Source organism: Mucilaginibacter sp. (assembly GCF_025362475.1).
Taxonomy (GTDB): Bacteria; Bacteroidota; Bacteroidia; order Sphingobacteriales; family Sphingobacteriaceae; genus Mucilaginibacter.
This window is the reverse complement of record NZ_JANYGH010000026.1, coordinates 49,287-66,623: the sequence shown is the minus strand read 5'-3', so window position 1 is coordinate 66,623 and position 17,337 is coordinate 49,287. Positions and strand designations below refer to the sequence as shown.

Annotated in this window: 19 protein-coding genes; 5 read left to right on the top strand and 14 right to left on the bottom strand. The window is 40.5% G+C overall.

The annotated features are described in order from the left end of the window. A partial coding sequence (locus Q0R88_RS10380) for a T9SS type A sorting domain-containing protein (protein WP_295715779.1) occupies positions 1-1,187 on the top strand: 1,187 nt, incomplete at its 5' end. Positions 1,188-1,207: 20 nt separating this feature from the next. Continuing rightward, positions 1,208-1,402, top strand: a complete 195-nt coding sequence (locus Q0R88_RS10375; RefSeq protein ID WP_295715777.1) for a hypothetical protein — start codon at positions 1,208-1,210, stop codon at positions 1,400-1,402. Between the two features lie 48 nt (positions 1,403-1,450). On the opposite strand, the gene Q0R88_RS10370 is transcribed toward Q0R88_RS10375, so the two are convergent. From Q0R88_RS10370 to Q0R88_RS10345, 6 genes are all read right to left on the bottom strand, one after another. After that, a complete protein-coding gene (locus tag Q0R88_RS10370; protein ID WP_295715775.1) occupies positions 1,451-2,119 on the bottom strand; it encodes a DUF4136 domain-containing protein in 669 nt (222 codons plus the stop codon). Positions 2,120-2,183: 64 nt separating this feature from the next. Next, positions 2,184-2,753 (bottom strand): Maf family nucleotide pyrophosphatase, encoded by a 570-nt coding sequence (locus Q0R88_RS10365; RefSeq protein ID WP_295715772.1) that lies wholly within the window; start codon positions 2,751-2,753, stop codon positions 2,184-2,186. 148 nt (positions 2,754-2,901) lie between these two features. Beyond that, positions 2,902-3,423: an HAD-IIIA family hydrolase gene (locus Q0R88_RS10360; protein ID WP_295715770.1), complete on the bottom strand. Its 522-nt coding sequence runs from the start codon at positions 3,421-3,423 to the stop codon at positions 2,902-2,904. Between the two features lie 124 nt (positions 3,424-3,547). Continuing rightward, positions 3,548-3,790, bottom strand: coding sequence for a Fe-S cluster assembly protein IscX (iscX, locus tag Q0R88_RS10355; RefSeq protein ID WP_295715768.1), 243 nt, complete (start codon positions 3,788-3,790; stop codon positions 3,548-3,550). Between the two features lie 157 nt (positions 3,791-3,947). Next, the gene (locus Q0R88_RS10350) at positions 3,948-4,280 is read right to left on the bottom strand and encodes a 2Fe-2S iron-sulfur cluster-binding protein (protein WP_295715767.1); all 333 of its coding nucleotides are present in this window, start codon (positions 4,278-4,280) and stop codon (positions 3,948-3,950) included. Between the two features lie 19 nt (positions 4,281-4,299). After that, entirely contained in the window at positions 4,300-5,082 is a 783-nt protein-coding gene (locus tag Q0R88_RS10345) for a Rossmann-like and DUF2520 domain-containing protein (protein ID WP_295715765.1), read from the bottom strand. 80 nt (positions 5,083-5,162) lie between these two features. Here Q0R88_RS10345 and Q0R88_RS10340 point away from each other — a divergent pair, with 80 nt between their 5' ends. Together Q0R88_RS10340 and Q0R88_RS10335 are read left to right on the top strand one after the other, a co-directional pair. Next, on the top strand, positions 5,163-6,086 hold the full coding sequence (locus Q0R88_RS10340; protein ID WP_295715763.1) for an alpha/beta hydrolase: 924 nt from the start codon (positions 5,163-5,165) through the stop codon (positions 6,084-6,086). Positions 6,087-6,109: 23 nt separating this feature from the next. After that, positions 6,110-6,820, top strand: coding sequence for a hypothetical protein (locus Q0R88_RS10335; protein ID WP_295715761.1), 711 nt, complete (start codon positions 6,110-6,112; stop codon positions 6,818-6,820). 76 nt (positions 6,821-6,896) lie between these two features. On the opposite strand, the gene Q0R88_RS10330 is transcribed toward Q0R88_RS10335, so the two are convergent. The 4 genes from Q0R88_RS10330 to Q0R88_RS10315 all read right to left on the bottom strand — a co-directional run bounded on the left by Q0R88_RS10330 (position 6,897) and on the right by Q0R88_RS10315 (position 11,543). Next, positions 6,897-7,625 carry a phytanoyl-CoA dioxygenase family protein gene (locus tag Q0R88_RS10330; protein ID WP_295715759.1) on the bottom strand — a complete coding sequence of 243 codons (729 nt, stop codon included), beginning with the start codon at positions 7,623-7,625 and terminating at the stop codon, positions 6,897-6,899. 10 nt (positions 7,626-7,635) lie between these two features. Continuing rightward, positions 7,636-10,098: a cytochrome c biogenesis protein CcsA gene (gene ccsA / locus Q0R88_RS10325; RefSeq protein ID WP_295715757.1), complete on the bottom strand. Its 2,463-nt coding sequence runs from the start codon at positions 10,096-10,098 to the stop codon at positions 7,636-7,638. Positions 10,099-10,108: 10 nt separating this feature from the next. Beyond that, positions 10,109-10,519, bottom strand: coding sequence for a cytochrome c maturation protein CcmE (locus tag Q0R88_RS10320; protein ID WP_295715755.1), 411 nt, complete (start codon positions 10,517-10,519; stop codon positions 10,109-10,111). A 121-nt stretch (positions 10,520-10,640) separates the two neighbouring features. Further along, on the bottom strand, positions 10,641-11,543 hold the full coding sequence (locus tag Q0R88_RS10315; RefSeq protein ID WP_295715752.1) for an AraC family transcriptional regulator: 903 nt from the start codon (positions 11,541-11,543) through the stop codon (positions 10,641-10,643). Positions 11,544-11,848: 305 nt separating this feature from the next. On the opposite strand from Q0R88_RS10315, the gene Q0R88_RS10310 reads away from it, so the two are divergent. After that, a complete protein-coding gene (locus Q0R88_RS10310; protein ID WP_295715750.1) occupies positions 11,849-12,256 on the top strand; it encodes a DUF6855 family protein in 408 nt (135 codons plus the stop codon). Here Q0R88_RS10310 and Q0R88_RS10305 read toward each other — a convergent pair. From Q0R88_RS10305 to Q0R88_RS10290, 4 genes are all read right to left on the bottom strand, one after another. Then, complete coding sequence (locus Q0R88_RS10305; protein ID WP_295715749.1) at positions 12,253-13,284, bottom strand: class I fructose-bisphosphate aldolase; 1,032 nt, start codon at positions 13,282-13,284, stop codon at positions 12,253-12,255. The two genes, Q0R88_RS10310 and Q0R88_RS10305, sit on opposite strands and share 4 nt — an antisense overlap. 154 nt (positions 13,285-13,438) lie before the next feature. Continuing rightward, positions 13,439-15,166, bottom strand: a complete 1,728-nt coding sequence (locus Q0R88_RS10300; protein ID WP_295715747.1) for a CocE/NonD family hydrolase — start codon at positions 15,164-15,166, stop codon at positions 13,439-13,441. A 138-nt stretch (positions 15,167-15,304) separates the two neighbouring features. Further along, positions 15,305-16,003 (bottom strand): response regulator, encoded by a 699-nt coding sequence (locus tag Q0R88_RS10295; protein WP_295715745.1) that lies wholly within the window; start codon positions 16,001-16,003, stop codon positions 15,305-15,307. Beyond that, the gene (locus Q0R88_RS10290; protein WP_295715743.1) at positions 16,000-17,082 is read right to left on the bottom strand and encodes a histidine kinase; all 1,083 of its coding nucleotides are present in this window, start codon (positions 17,080-17,082) and stop codon (positions 16,000-16,002) included. The genes Q0R88_RS10295 and Q0R88_RS10290 overlap by 4 nt, the downstream gene beginning before the upstream one ends. Positions 17,083-17,337: the final 255 nt, after the last annotated feature.

The window sequence follows — 17,337 nt, the reverse complement described above, 5'->3', positions numbered from 1 at the left end:
ACAGGAGCAAAAACTATGGCGTTTACCAGCAAGGTACCGCAGGCGGATTGGGTACACGTAACTCCAGTCACATCATCGTAAGCGGCCAGGGATTTTTTGTTAAGGTGGATTCATTCAAAACAGTTACTGCTGCAAAACTTACTTTTCACGAAGGGGCCAAAATAAACACCCAAAATACGGGTACCAGTCTTTTGCTTAAAAGTGCTTTGGTATCCCAAATGCTCAGGATTAAACTATCGCAGGATTCAATCAATGCCGATGATATTATTTTAACTTTTGAACCTGAGGCCAAAAATGAATATGAAAGCGATAAGGATGCGGATTACCTGCAGGGGATTGGAAGCGCCGTATCATTAACAAGTTACGCCTTTAACAGCAATAAAAAATTGGCCATCAATCATATGCACAGTATTGATGAATCAATGAGAATTAAGCTTTACGCTTCCGCCTCATCATCAACTATACTCGATACTTTATCAGCTACCGGCTTTGATTCGCTTGATCCCCGCTTTGATGTATATTTAATTGATCATTATAAAAAGGATTCTATATTTTTCAGCAAATACAAACAGTATTTATTCCATGTTAATCGTAATGATGCTTCCTCCTATGGCAGCGATCGCTTTGAATTGGTATTTCATAAAAACAGCGAATACAATTACCATCTCCTTGGTTTTACAGCCAAAGCGGTTAAAAACGGGGCTTTATTAACCTGGAAAGTTGAAAAAGAAACGACCTTCACCAACTTCACGATAGAAAGAGAGGATGGATCTACACTATACACCGTGCAAAGCGATGGTAGCGGCATTTATACTTATCTGGATAAAAGTCCTTTAACCGGCGTCAATAATTACCGGTTAAAGCAGGTTGATGCTTTTGGCAATATTACTTACAGCACAGCATCGTTAAATTTCAACAGCCAGCTATCAACAGCAGATGATTTCTTTTCAGTCTATCCTAACCCGGTTATAACCCAGTTCAATATTAAAATTAATGCGTCAACTATTCCTAAGCAGGTACAGGTGCGTGTTACCGATTTGATGGGGAACACGGTTATCAACTCAAAAAATCCGGGAGATAACATCAAGGTAAATGCTTACAATTTAATCCCAGGAGCTTATATAGTAGAAGTGACCGATAGCTCAACGAAGAAAACCTTAGGGCAAAAAAAGTTAATCAAACAATAATTTATTTCTCTCGAACCGATATGTGCAAGAAGATATTTTCCTTCATACTAATTTCTTTCATCCCGTTAATAACTTTTGCCCAGGGCGAAGCCTGTGATGGTACCGACCCGCTTGACCCTTGCCCCCTTGATACCTGGGTAATTGTACTGGTTGTTATTGCAGGTATATTTGCCACCATACATTTACACCGCAAACAAAAATCCCTTCAGGCTTAGGGCCCGAAGGGATTTTTGTTTTATTGCTTGCAGGAGGAATAAAATATCTTAAACTTTTTTGGTATCTAAAACCGGTTGGCGATTAACCTGGTTTAATTGCAATTGCTGCAATATGCCGTTAACAACCTTTGGCAATTCTTTAAGTGTTGTTTTTGGATTGTGAAGCTCACCTACACCAAAGCCACGCCACACCAGTGTGCGCTTGTTACGATCAATAATATCAATGATCAGGGTGCCTTCTTTATAGGGTACACGGGCAACAACACCGCCGCCATAGTATCCACCATAATAGCCTCCGTAATAAGGAAAGCCCCAGCCGCCAAACCCACCGTAAAATGAACGGTAACCCCAGCCAAAACCGCCCCAGCCAAAGCCAGAATACAGGCCACCATAATAGGATGGGTAAAATTCATTTTTTACGCCCCTGCCGGTTATTGTTGAATAACTTACCAACAGATCGGGATCGGTTTCCTGTAATTTTAAGCCCTTGTTTTGTAACGCGGTGATGGTTGCACTTTTTACGGCTTCATCACCAATCTCTTTTTTCACTACGGCACCGGCTTTGTTAGTTTGAACATCAGGCGGTAACCAGGCAAATGTGCGATAGGTTGACAGATCGGTTTTGTTACGGGCTGCGGTGTAATAGTTGTAACTGCTGCAAGCAGACAGGGCTGATACCAGCAACATTACCAGTCCCATGTTAATAGTTCTTTTCATGATAAATTTACTCCCTTATTTTTTGTTGTTAGACTATGGAGAAATGAAAGGTTTAATTTAAATATTATTTATTTAAATTAATTAACTGGGCGTATAATTTCTCGGTTGGCAGGCCTACTACATTGGTGTATGACCCATATATTTTTTCGATACCAATAAGCCCTATACGCTCCTGTATGCCGTATGAACCGGCCTTATCAAGCGGGCTATATTCGGTCACGTAACTGGTGATCTCTTCAAGGCTCAACTTCCGAAAAAATACTTCTGATACATCAAAAAAATTATTATACTTATGTTTATATAAAAGACATACACCGGTAATAACCAGGTGCACTTTGCCAGATAGCATTTGCAGCATTTCAATAGCGTGCTCCGCTGTTTCGGGCTTACCTAATATCTGGCCTTCAACGCAAACAATAGTATCGGCAGTAAGCACTACCTCATCCCCTATTGTTTCATCAAAAGCCTCAGCCTTTTTGCGGGCAATATAAACTGCAACTTCCTGGGGTGTTAAACCTTCGGGATATGATTCATCCACATCCTTTAATACTACCTCAAAATCCATATCCATTAACCTCAACAACTCCTGCCTGCGAGGCGATTTAGATGCAAGAATGATTTTGGGAATATTCATTGTGAGCAAAAATTTATGGATTTTGGGACAAAGGATTTTTTTTGAGCAAGGAGCAAAGATTTATGGACAAAGGACTTTTTTTCGAGCAAGGAGCAAAGACTTTCAGACTAAGGACTTTGAACTTCTACTTTTTTACTTTTTACTTAACTTACCAGCTGTAGGCCTCTTCGCTCATCCACCTGTCCTGTACTTTTAGTACTTTTTCAATGATGTCGCGGGCGCAGCCTTTGCCGCCGCCGTAAGGAGATACGTAAGCACTTACTGCTTTTATCTCTTCCACCGCATCGGCCGGGCAAACAGGTAAGCCGGCAAGCTTCATTACTTCCAGATCGGGGATATCATCGCCCATGTATAAAACATTGGTAGCTATAATGGCCTTCTCTTCCAGGTAAACCTTAAACCGCTGGGATTTGGTATGTGTACCCATATAAACATCCTGGATACCTAAACTATTTAAACGGTATATGGCACTCTTAGATCTGCTGCCAGATATGGCGCAAACATTATAACCGCATTTAACAGCCAACTGCAGGGCATAACCATCCTTTATATTAAAGGCCCTGCTTTGCTCGCCGCTATCTGTTACAAAAACAGAACCATCGGTAAGTACACCATCCACATCAAAAATAAATGTGGTTATATCTTTTAACTTATTCAGGAATGATTCCATTGGAGGATTACACTGATTTTATTTTAATTACACCGGCCATTCAGATTAATTTTCTGAAACGACTAAGCCGGGAGATTACGCTAACTTTTAACTAATAACTGCTAACTATTTTCTGTAAACAGGACTATTGATTATCCCGCCACTCATATACCCAGGCCGATTGAATTTGCTCCAGGTGACCTTCGTTTGATTCGGCTTTTGTACCGGCAAAGTTGGGCAGGCTTAGCACCCACTCCAATAACTCAGTAAAACGAATCCTGTATATTTTTGATTCGTCAAATTCGGCACCAAACTTTTCGTAAAGTTCAATGGCAATATCCTCGTAATCGTTCCAGTGAATTGGTAGGGCAAATCTGTTCTCGCTCATTTTCTTGTGTTATACGCTTAATATTAAGCTATACGTTATATTTGGTATTTATCTCTGTTTTAATGACACATTAACGGCATCCCGTAATTATTGTTCTTGCCGCATAGCGCGTTCTGAGCAAAACCGTTTCCGGCTTTTCGGGCTGTTCTAAAATTTCTTAATGGCCAAGGAATTGTGATTGATCTGGCAGGGTAACCTCTATATCGCCGTCAACAATTACACACTGGCAACCCAGACGAGAGCTGATGCGTGGGTTAACTGCCCTGTCAATAAAATCCTCTTCTTTATCAGAAATTTCCTGGATGTTATCCATTCCTTTGTTAACGTAAACGTGGCAGGTACTACACCCACAAACTCCGCCGCAATTATGCTGTAGTTCTATGCCATTCTCCAGGCATACGTCCAATACAGATTCTCCCTCGGCTATTGGCAGCTCAATGGCTTCATGCCCTTTTTCCTCGAAATTTATCTTTACTTTAAAAATGTTCATTTAGGCAAAAGTAACAAAATTACTTATCCCCGGGCTCACCATTATTGTTTTTGATAATACCCTGACTCAATAAAGCATATATATCCTGTAACTGGGGTTTATTAACAAGCATTTGCAGATGCTCATCCATGGTTGTTTGATCATTACGAACAGCGGGACCAGTTTGCACGGCCACAGGTGATTGTTGCTGCACCTTTTGAGCAGTCTCCAATATCAGTGGCCTTAGTAAATTAAAGTCCAATTCATGATCAGTAAGCAGTTGTTGCGCCACTCCATATAAGTAATTCGGAAAATTACAGGCAAACACTGCTGCCAGGTGCAATATTCTGCGCCCTGATGAGTTAATGCTATAAATATTATTGCTTACAGTAGTTGCAAGTTGCTCTAAATCAGCATATATATTATCATTTGCAGCTTCAATACACAACGGAACAGTGGCAAAATCAACTTCGCGGATTTTGCTAAAAGTTTGAAGGGGATAAAGTACTCCGGCCTTATTAGTATGAGTCAACAGCACATCTATACCTGTTGAACCGGAGGTGTGCACTATTAGTTTTTGATATGATGCTAATGCTTCGGCAGTTTGGGCTATGGCATCGTCTTTAATCGCGATAATAAATATATCTGTGTTTGGGTCGATATTACTGATTTCATCTATGGCTGCAGCTCCTACATGATAAGCTAACAACGCCGCATTGTGCATATTAGGGCTATAAACCTGTACAATACGGTGACCGGCATTTTTAAAAGCTGCCGCCATATGTGTTGCCACGTTGCCCGATCCTATAATTGTTATGCGCATATTAATTTTACAATTAAACTGTTAATCAGCTAAATCCGATTAAATATTTGTGTATTTTAGTAATCATCATCTAATACTCTATGAAAATACTTAAAGTAAGTATAATAATTGTAATATTTCTGTTCGGTGCAGCCTTTTTGATATTATATTGTTTTTATGAATATAACAATAAAGAGGAAAAAACTTTAACCGATGCCGACCGTAAAAATATTGCAGGCAGCTTTATCAAACTAAGCCAGGGCATTACTCATTACGAGCTTAAAGGCCCCCAAAATGGCACAGTTGTTATACTTGTTCATGGCTTTAGCGTTCCCTATTATATATGGGATGGCACCTATGAATATCTTGTTAATAAAGGCTATAAAGTATTACGGTATGACACCTACGGTCGGGGTTACTCTGACAGACCTGCTGTTATTTATAATAAAGAACTATACGATACCCAGTTATTTGACCTTATTAAACAGTTAAAGCTGCAGGGCAAAATCAATTTGGCCGGTGTATCTTTCGGTGGCAAAATTGTTACCAACTTTACCTGCAAACATCCCGATTTGATCAACAAAGTTATACTTATTGATCCGGCTTACGAAAACAGAAAGCCCAATGCTCCTAAATATGTAACGATATACAACGAGGCTGTAAATTCAAAGGAGCGGGCAAGAGGGCAGGTTACCGATTTTAAATACCCCAAACAACATCCGGGATGGGAAGAGCTTTATCTGCCACAAATGAAATATAAAGGCTTTAGGAACGCCCTGGTATCAACCCTATATGACTATAACGAAGGTGGCCGCGAGAGTAACGCTTGCCTTAACAGTGCCAATAAATCGGTATTGTTAATCTGGGGCAAGGATGATAAAACGGTACCATTCCGCTTCAGCGATTCTATCCGCAGTGTACTGAAAGTGGATTTTTTCCCGGTTACTGATGCCGGGCATTTGCCTTTCCTCGAGAAACCAGATACGGTGAACGCGAAGATACTTTCATTTTTAAAGCAGGGATAATTTCATTTTGGTAACTTAACCAAATGAAACCTAAACTATTGTTTTGTTTGTTTTTATTGATGGGGCTGCGTTGTTATGCAGAAAAGGCAAATATTCAACTACCTACCGACACAACGATTCACCATAAAAAAATTAAAAAACAAAAAGTTTTCACCTTGGCGGAATTTGAGAGGTTAAGGAAACTATGGAAACCATCTTATGATCATTGCATTTTTACCAATCAATACACAGTTAAACAACGTTTAAAAAAGTATCCTTTTTCAAAGGCTGTCAAAATACTGGCTATTTCGTATCATGCACTTGAAGTACCAAATGAAGAAGTAATTATTGATGGGGACTCAACAAAACATATTGTACCTCCACACAATATAGGATTGCAAGTTATAAAAGACAGTTTAGATTTTTCCAATTTGCTCGAAGTGAAAATATTGGATCAAATGCAGATCAATCGTCTAACAAATATTATCTATAATACCGATTTCAGGAAAAACATAGGGTTCAGTCAGACTGGCGGAGCCTCCTGCTATGAACCACGTAATGCTTTTATATTTTTCGATAGGCAAGGCAAAGTTTATGACTATCTGGAGATCTGTTTTGGTTGCAAACATTATTCATCTAAATCCGGTAAATTAGATATTGGTGAGTTTTGCACCCAAAAATATGATATACTCAGAAAATACTTTAAAAGCGTGGGAATAAATTACGGTACCAAATGCCACATGCTTGAAGATTAAAGGCTAACTGGCTTACTCCAATAGCTCTTCGTTCAGATTGTACGCTTCAATTCCCCGTAGGTTAGCGCAGTATTTTTCAAAAATAGTATTCCATTTTCTCACCCCAACCCAATCCTTCTGCTAATTCCGTCTTGCTAAATTCAATATGCACTACCCTCCTCTTTTTATTATTGGTAGTTCTGTTTGATGCATGGAAGAGTAGCGGACGCATAACCATTACGCCGCCGGCTTTTACATTACAGGTTGTTTCTGTTTCCGCAGCCCAGTTGATGGTTTCGGGGCGATAAACACCTTTTTTGTGCGATCCGGGGATCACCTTTAAAGCGCCGTTATCCTGGTCTGTGTCATCTAAATGAATACGAATAGTGAAGTTATTTTTAAGAATATCTAAGGGCGGCTGCACGCCAAACTGGTTCTGCTTTACCGTCCAGGGACCATAGCCCAGGATATCGGCCCTTTTATCAACCACAATGGTCAAATCTTGGTGCCAGGATACAAACCAATTACTTAATTCGGGCTTATCAAAGTAGATGGATTTTATAACAAAGTAGTTCCCATCAAACAACGCATGAATAAGCGTTTTTAAATTGCTGTTAAAAATTAAAGGAACTACCTGTGGTAATTCCTTTAAAAACTGCCTTATGGCAAACAAATCTTCCGTTTTTCTAAATGCAGGGTTTGATTGATCTGCCGACGCTATAACATCAAGGATGCCCCTAAGTTCGGCATCGTTGTAAACGTTATTTATAATGGTAAAACCATCATGCAATATATTTTTATGATGCGATATTAAACGGTTATCCATCCAATAACACTTAAACCGTCTTCAATTCCTTGTTTCTGCGAAGTATGGATAAAAAGAAACCTATCACCATAATAATAGTACCGGCCCAAAAGAAGTTGATGTAAGGAAACTGTATAGCTTTCATCACCACAAATTTCTTCTTGCTTTCCGGCTGTTGAAAAACAATGATCTGTACCTTTTTAGTTTCGGGTATTACCTTGCTGAAACGCAGTTTTAAACCTGCATCATCAACTTTACGGGCAAAATCAAATACGTTACCGTTTTTAATCATATAAACCGGCCTTGCACTATATTTTTTACCATTAGATACTATTTCAAGATCGGCGCCAATAGCTACGTCACTATCGGTAAGGGGTATATTTTGCACTTTGGCTTCTTTATTAAGGGCTTTTAGTACTATATATCCGTCACGGTATTTAATGGTATCGCCCGGTGCAACATCATGAGCCACAGGAGCATCATAGTTCTTATCATCATTATCTGCATCATGAGCGGCGTCGGCGCTCTCGCTACCACCCTCTGTTGCCGTAATGGCATTAGTCATGGTGATGTGCGTATACATGTCATGCAGTAAATAGTGCCTTGTATCCGGCGAAGATGCCAGCTGGCCTTTATTTACCTGTACCTTTGGTTTCAACGTAAACTCTTCAGTTACTTTACCGCTGGCATCCACCTTTTTATAGTTGATCTTAAAAAAGTGATTGGGAGATGATATGGAATCGCCGATATAGGTCACCATATAATCGCCCATTTTTTGAGGCTGATTGCGATACACAGTTATATTTTCACGTGGGTTTTGCTCTTTGGCAAAATCCTGGGAAAAACCTTCGCCGGTATTGTTTATAGATATTACGGTGCTGGTACCTGCAGATATTAGCGCGCCTACCATCAGCAAGCCAAAACCTATATGCGCAACCGCAGATCCGGCCAGTTTAAACTTACCTTTAAAGGCATCTGCCAATACTTTAGCATTAGCTATTACCGAATAAACCGAACCCCACATTACCAATACAAACACAATATTAAGTTTGTAAACGCCCGAAGCGTAAACGATAAGCGCTGTAACCAAAGCTGCAAAAAACAGGTAAATACCGGTGGTGATAAAAAACCGGGTAACATCTGTTTTTTTGTACTTTAAAAACTGGGTAAAGCCGGTTAGCAAAGTTATTACAAACACAAAAGACGACTGGATAACGTTGTAATGGTTTTTGATATCTGATGGCGGCGCCATTTTGGTATGGAATATAGCGTTCCAAACCGGTACCGAGGTTACCACCAACAGATGGAAACACGAAAGGCCCAAAAATACAGCGCCAACAAACATCCAGAATTCACGGCTGTAGGTTTCTTCGTCTTTTTTGGTGATAGGCAGTTCCTTCCACCTGCGCACCAGCAACACTACCGATAGTACGAGGAATAACATAATGCCTATCACTAATTGCCAAAACATACCCAGATCGGTAAATGAGTGTACAGATGTATCGCCCAAAATACCGCTGCGGTTAAGGAACGATGAGTACCAAACCAGCACAAAGCTTATCAAAACTAAAAACGTAGCTGTAAAGTAGGAATGGCCTGTGTTTTTATAAACAACAAGTACGTGAACCGCGGCCACAAGGGTTATCCAGGGGAAAATAGAAGCATTCTCTACCGGATCCCATGCCCAAAAACCACCAAAGTTAAGTGACTCATAAGCCCAAAACGAACCCATTACCACACCGGTGCCCAGTATCATACAGGCAAACAATGCATAAGGTATAGCGGGTTGAATCCATTCTTTATATTTCTTTTGCCATAATCCTGCAATTGCATAGGCAAACGGCACTACCATTGATGCAAAGCCCAGGAATAACGTTGGCGGGTGAATGATCATCCAGTAATTTTGCAGGGATGGCACCATGCCCTGCCCATCTTTTATAAACTCAAGGTAATTAGGGTTTGAGAAAATGGGAGCTTCCATTGATTGCCTCAGCAGCAAGAATGGCGAACTACCTATTCGCTGGCCCAGTATTTCAACACCCAAAATCATTGTGGCCAGCATTACCTGCGATAGCGCCACAACTGTCATAACCGGCCCTTCCCATGATTTGGCCCTGAAGATAAGTATAACGCCTAAAAAGGCCTGCCAAAATAACCAAAGCAAAAAGCCACCCTCCTGCCCATTCCAAAAGGCAGATATGATATAATAATAAGGCAATGAGCGTGAGGTATAAGCCCAGGAGTAATGGTACTCAAAATAGTGCTTGTAGATAAGGAAAAACAGGCAGGAGCCTATCCCTAAAATAGAAGCTGCATTAATAAAAAAGCCTATGCGGCCAAGTTTTTTCCAAACGCTATCCAGTTTCCCGGCATCTTCGGTAGTAGCAAAGTAATAACTGATGCAAGATAAAAGTGCGGCTCCGAAAGAAAGAACGATAAAAAATTGACCAATCTGGCCCGGTAAAAGGTGTTCACCTTTAAAAACTGTATCCATTAAAATGGTTTTATATACTGGCCTGTTTGGCCTTAACTTCTGTAACTTCTATTTTATCCTGGGTGTATTTTGACGGGCATTTCATCAGGATCTTTGATGCGTGAAACTCGTTGCCAACCATGGCACCGGTAAGCACCAGCTGCTCGCTCCGTTCAAAATCTTCGGGCTTGGTACCTGTAAAAATAACTTTACGTTCCTCTCCCTTATTATCCTTCATGTAAAACGAAAAGTAATTGGCATCCTTAGTGGCATCGTAAAACAACTCTTTTGATTTATTGAGGTGCCCTACAATATGCAATTCGCTGTTGGTTTTTGTGGCATCGCCAAAAGAACCATAAGTGCTTGAATTGGAGTATACACTAATGATAACCGCTATAGCAATGGCTATAACAACAAGGCCAAAAATTGAACTTTTTTTCATTTGCGGTTTATATAAAATTAATACAAATGCAAAAATACAAAACAGATAGCTAATAATGTTTATTACAAGTGATATGTTTTATTTAGAACCATTCTTAACAAATTGTTTGAAATAAAGTTAATCAACTTATATTTTTAACATTTAACCTGTACTGTTCTGGCGATGAGCCGATGTATTTTTTAAAAATGCGCGAAAAGTAATACGGATCATCATAGCCCAGCCCTGTAGCTATATCTCTTATCTTATCGCCATTTGTGTATAACAACTGGCAGGCTTTTTGCATTTTAATATGGATAAAATAATCAATAGGCGGCATTCCGGTGGCTTTACGAAAAAGGTTTGAAAAGTGCGATACCGATAAACTATGACTTGCAGCCATCTCCTCCACAGTAAATTTTTTATCAATGTTATTGCGCATACGGTGAATGGTTTTGGTAATAACATCCTCCCCACTTTCTGTATTATTTTTAATCTTACGATGAGGAAACAAAAAAGTAGCAATAAAATGATAGAGGCAAAAATTGGCATTACACAAGTTTTCAATGCTGTAACCCATTTCAAGGGTTTGATATATGTATTGCCAAATTTCTAATGCTTTCTCATTAAAAGGGATCAATAAGGGCCCGTTTGTAATGCAGAGGTTGAGTGCCCGGTTAAAAGCATCAATACCAGCCCCGGTGTAATGCACCCAATAAATTGTCCATGGATCCTCATTATCAGCCCAATAGCGCATATACTTATCCGTAGCCGGAATAATAACAAACTGATTACTGTTTACCTCGTACCGTTTATCATCCAGTATATAATGCCCTTTCCCCTGCAGGCAATAAATTAGTATATTATCCTCACATCCTTTACGGCGTTCGCGGTAATGAAAACTTGCTTTTGGGAAATAGCCAATTTGGGTAATGTAAACCGGGAAAAGTTCTGGCTCTTTAGTCTTGGCATCATCCAATACTTTTAAAGGAATATTTATCAGCTTTTCTCCAATAAAGCCATCTCGTCTTTTAAAGCCGTTACTCATAAATTTATAATTGGTTTGCACTTGGATAATACATAAACACAAACATATTACCAGCTATATGCAGTACTATTATAGATAAATAAAATTGTAAAAGTGATCATTCATTACAAATTGAGAATTGTACATATCATTATGCCAAAATCACACAATTTTATTTTTTTTGATAGTTGAATAGTCCATTAACAGCCTCCTTATGTGTTAAAACAACACTTTAAATTCGCCAGTAAAACCTTTTATCATTTGAAGATTTCTTTATTAAAAAAAGTATATTTATAGCAACAGCTTAATGAGTTAATCAGTAAAATATGAAAGATCAAATCGGCACAAAGGAAAATCCCCTGGCATTAAAAACGCCTCCTTTATCATCGGCGTTTACTATGCACACCGATGTAAAAGATGGCAAAGAAATTTTGGTGTGTACTGTTGGCAAAACTGTTTTGCATTATGATTATCAATGCCTTCATGACCTTCACTCCATGTTAAAATCTCATGGCGATTGGATGGAACTTGGCAGCGCCGATGAGCAAAAGCCCGCCAAAGAAGGCACAGTAGAAGCCTGGGGCCGCTCAGAAACAAACCCCGTGGGCGGCTGGTATGGATTAAAGAAGGGCCTCCGCGGACGTTTCGGCATGTACATTCCGCCATTGATGGAGGCTTTGGGACTTGCCGAAGTTACGCACGAACCCAAAGGCAATAAAATGAGAGCGATTTAGGGCTGGCTCACCGTTTCCATTGCTGCTGTATATTGCCCCATTTTAGCGGCACTATTGCAGGCCGCACGATGCAACAAAGCCTGCTGCGCTGCTGCAATATTTTCGTCTTTACCCTGCCACAACTCCAGTGCGGGCTGTTGTATTGCCCTTGAAAATGAAAAGGTAAGCGCCCAAGGCATAATATCTCCAAAATGGGTGTGCATCCTGTTCAGCCGTTCTGAAGCCAATTGGGCAGACTGGCCGCCAGATAAAAACGCGATACCCGGCACCGTGGCTGGCACGGTTCTTAAAAAACATTTTATTGTAGCTTCGGCAACCTCATCCAAGCTTGGCTTTTCGGTACTGTCTTCACCGGGCAAAATCATGTTGGGTTTCAGGATCATACCTTCCAGCTCAACACGCTGCTGGTATAATGCATTGAAAACAGCATGCAGCACCTCGGTGGTTACAGAAGCACATTGCGCTAATGAATGATTACCATTCATCACCACCTCTGGTTCAACAATGGGTACCAAACCAGTTTCCTGGCAAAGAATTGCATAACGTGCCAGGGTATAAGCATTTGCCTTAATGCACGCCGTAGAAGGTATATCATCGCCTATGGTAATAACTGCCCTCCATTTAGCAAAGCGGGCCCCCATATCGTAATAAGCTTTTAACCTTTCGTGCAAGCCATCCAAACCCTCGGTTATTTTTTCTCCCGGGAAACCCGCCATTGGTATGGCGCCTTCATCAACTTTAATACCCGGAATAATCCCGTTCCGTTTTAAAATATCAATAAACAGCGTACCATCAGTTGTGCTTTGCTTAATGGTTTCATCAAACAGGATTGCCCCACTTAAATACTCGCCCAATCCCTGCGTGTTTACAATAAGATCCCGGTACTTACGCCGGTATTCCTCGGTTTGAGGTATCCCTAATTCAGCAAATCGTTTGTTACAGGTGGGGATGCTTTCATCCATCGCCAGCAGGCCTTTATTATCGGCCATCAATCGCTGCGCGATACTTTTCAGTGTTGAATTATCCATAATAAAATGTGTTAAGCAGGTAGTAAGTGAACACAGGTAAATGGCGTCTTGTTTTGAAAAGGAAACAATATTGGCAATTATTTTTTCACAAAATCGTTTAACCCCCACATCTAACACATCATCGCAATTCCTTTGCTTTATATTTCCTTTCTTATCACTTTGACACCGGTACCTCTACATAACTACTGTTATACCACTTCACTTTTAAAGGTATTTTGGCATCGGCAATGCTTTCATCACTAACATCTTTCCCGGTACCATAATTGATTTGGCAAAAGCGATTTTTATTTACGTTGACAACAACCAATAGCCGACTGCCTTTGCGCAACTGGCGGCTCAGCACCTTGGTGTTTGAAAACGGGATAGCCGTCATTTTTCCCGGTTGTAATAGTTTACGATTGGTGATATCCCAGGCATAACTTGCCCGGCCAACATAATAGCTAAGCTCAAAATACTCACCGTTGGGCATCATTTCATACAGTACTACGCTATAATCAAAGTCTTTTTTATTGATAGCAACAGTGAGCTGACCAATAAATGCACCATTAATTATAAGAGGCTGCTTTAAACTATCACTTATGAATGTAAATCCGTTACTGTAAATATCTTTTTGGATAATGGGATATGGATAGGCGAAACTATTCATGCTTTTGCGGTCGGCAAAATCAACTTCCTGTTCAAGGCAAGCCAATTGTGCCGGTTTTTGTGCCGAAAGTTTAAACTGATCGTCCTTTTTAACATTGCTGAGGTATAGCTTCAACATACTTTGATGCATCTTCTCCAACGATGGCGCATGATCCCATCGGTTGGCACCCATTACTTCGTAATTGATCCGGTCTTTGATTATGGCAGGCTTTTTACCATTTTTCATGATATAATCAAACCATTGAAAGGTGATCTCTTTGGTGTTGATGAGCGCCACAGAATCAACCTTATAATCACGCAGATTGGCTTCCCCTCCCCTTTGCGCACCAAAATGATCGTATGGGCCCAGTACCAAATAATAATTGGCCCTGGGGTTATATTTAGCCAATTGCTGCAGATAGTAAAGGCCCGATGTCTGCCCGTCATCATAATATCCATCAAAAGCCAGCACCGGGATGTTGATCTTAGCATATTCTTTTCCAAAAGGGATCATAGATTGCCAGTATTTATCAAAACCGGGATGCCGTAGCCAGCGTTGCAGCCATTTGTTGGGTGCATGGTCAACACTATCAATTTTACGGTATGATGCACCACTATTATACCAGTTATCATTCAGATCGTCCCAGCGCTGCCGGTTGTTATAGGTAGCGGTATCCAGATATTTGCTATTAGTAACGTAGAACGCCCAGCCATAATTAGCATTCAGGAACACATTATTCTCCATCGGCAGCCCCATACCCGGTATAGCCGAAACATAGGGCACAATAGTTTTAAGCGCGGGGTGAACTTTATATTTCAACCCAGCCCATTGCGCAAAACCCGAATAACTGCCACCATACATGCCAACCTTTCCATTGCTCCAGGGTTGTTTGCTTACCCAGTCAATTACTTCATAAACATCTTCGGCATCGTGCTCGTAGGGAGCCACTTCTTCGGGACTTAGGCGTTTACCGCGTACATCGGCCACAATGCCTACGTACCCATGGTCGGCGGCATATTTGGCTTCGGTCAAGCTTCTTTTAGTGTCCGAATAAATGAACACAAACAAAGCGGCAGGCTGCTTACCAATCACATCGCGCTTGCGCACCACCACTGCCGAAAGCGTATGCCCTTGCAGCGTTTTAATAAATACGCTATCGTTAATAATATACCGTTGGCTATCAGCCTGCGGTACATTTTGGGCAAAAAGAGTTACACACCGGCTTATAAAAGCCAGCAACAGCATTAATTTTTTCATGATATTTTTTTTAGCTAAAGCCGAGGGCTTAAAACAGAAAGTTTACGAATTTGCTTTCATGCTACCTGGCATTCTTATGTTGATTATTTATTTAATTTATACACCTACAAAGCTTTCGGCCTTAGGCTTGCCGCTTTTCTACAGCCTGTTCAAAGTTTTAAATTTTACTGATTGCCTGTCGGACACCTCCAGCAATTGGCCTGTTTTTAACTTTATATTTAACTTACCACCGGGCAACCTGTTAACCTGAGCGATAAATGCTGTGTTGATGATTTGTGCGCGGTTTATCCGGAAGAACATCGCCGGGTCCAGCTTATCTTCCAGCTGATTGAGTGAACGCTTCAGAAAAGCCTTGTTACTGCCAAAATACAACACCGCGTAATTATCCAACGATTCAATGAGGTAAATATCTGCCGGATAAACAAAGTAACACTTGTTGCCGTCTTTAATAAATATCTGCTGATTGACCGGTTCTGCGCTCAACCTATCCTTTACCTTTTGCATGGCCTTTGCAAAACGCTCCTCACGGATTGGCTTTACCAGGTAGTCAAGCGCATTTGTATCGAATGCTTTAACCGCGTATTGATCAAAAGCGGTGGTAAAAATAACCTCCGGTACATTATCCAACATTTCGAGCAAATCGAACCCTGATGCTCCGGGCATTTGTACATCCAGGAATATCAGCTGCGGATTGTTTTTTTCTATAAGAAGTTTAGCATCGTCGGCATTCCCGGCTTCACCCAAAACCTCTATTTCAGGGTAGCTTAACAGCGCCTGTTTAATTTCATCACGCGCCAGGCGTTCATCATCCACAATGATCACTTTTATCTTTTTCATGACAGCGGAATTGTGATGGTTGATAAAACGCTATCGCCAGGTAATTCTGTTAAATTAAGCGATGCTTTGTTTGAATATTGCAGCTGTAAACGTTCTTTAAGATTTTTCAACCCAAGTCCATTGGTTTCCACAGTACTGTTTAACCTCCCGGGACTTTGGACGCTTATCCTAATACACCCCTCCTGTCTTTTTATGGCAATAATAATTCGGCCGCCATCTTTTTGAAGAGCGATACCGTGTTTTATGGCATTCTCTGCCAAAGTTTGAACGCTTAAGGGAAGTATTGAACAGGTATCCGGAAATTCGTCAATAGTGATAGTGAACTGCAACCGTTCTTCAAAACGGATCTTCTCCAGTTCAAGATAGTCGTTTACCAAACTCATTTCATCATGTAAAGAGATAAGATCGGTATTTTGCCTATACAATGAATTGCGTAACAGATCTGACAGCAGGTCTATCGCTCTCCGGGCTTTTACCGGGTTGGTACTAATGAGTGCTTTAACACTATTGAGCGAGTTGAAAAAGAAATGTGGATTAAGCTGTGCTGCCAGCTGCTGTAATTGAGCTTCGCGCGCCACAACCTCCAGTCGGGCATATTTTTTCGCGGTATCAATTTCCATTACGGCATAATGGTAAAGGTGAAATGCTAACACCCAAATTGCCATTAGCCTGATACCACTTGCCAAAACGATGAGGTAGTTTTGCGCAAAAAAGCCCAAAAAAGTTTCATTAAAACTATAGCTAAAATAATTGCGAAGCACATACAACTTAATTATCACCAGGAACATATATACCAGCCCCATAACAAACACCGCCAAAATAAGCTTTGCGGGCATACTTTTTAACTTCAACCCTACCCAATTAAGCTTGTGAGCAAATAGATAATAAGCATGCGTAACTGCTATCCCAATAACAATATCCAATATAAAATGAAGGAGTGCCAATTGAAAACTAAAGCCCCGGTGTTGTGGGGTATTCTGTACCTGCATCCACGCAGAAAAAGCCCAGAACAACCCAGCCAACGACCAGCCAAGTAATTGACATTTCCAGTAAAGCGATATGTTTTTATTCGGTTTCAATTTTAACTGTATGCTTGATTAACAAAACAAACCAACAAAATCTATTTGGTAATATAAAGAGAAAATACAGGAGTGCGGGTATTTGGGGATGAGTGAAGTTATTTTACCATGGGCAGAATTTAAAGCTTACCAATCATGAGCCACCTCAGGTAAATGAGTAAACGAAAGTACCCAAATATAAGATCAATTAGCATAAGCTCATTTTTATCCCCGGAGATACAGGGAGTATAGGATTTAAAGAAGTTAGGTTAGCAA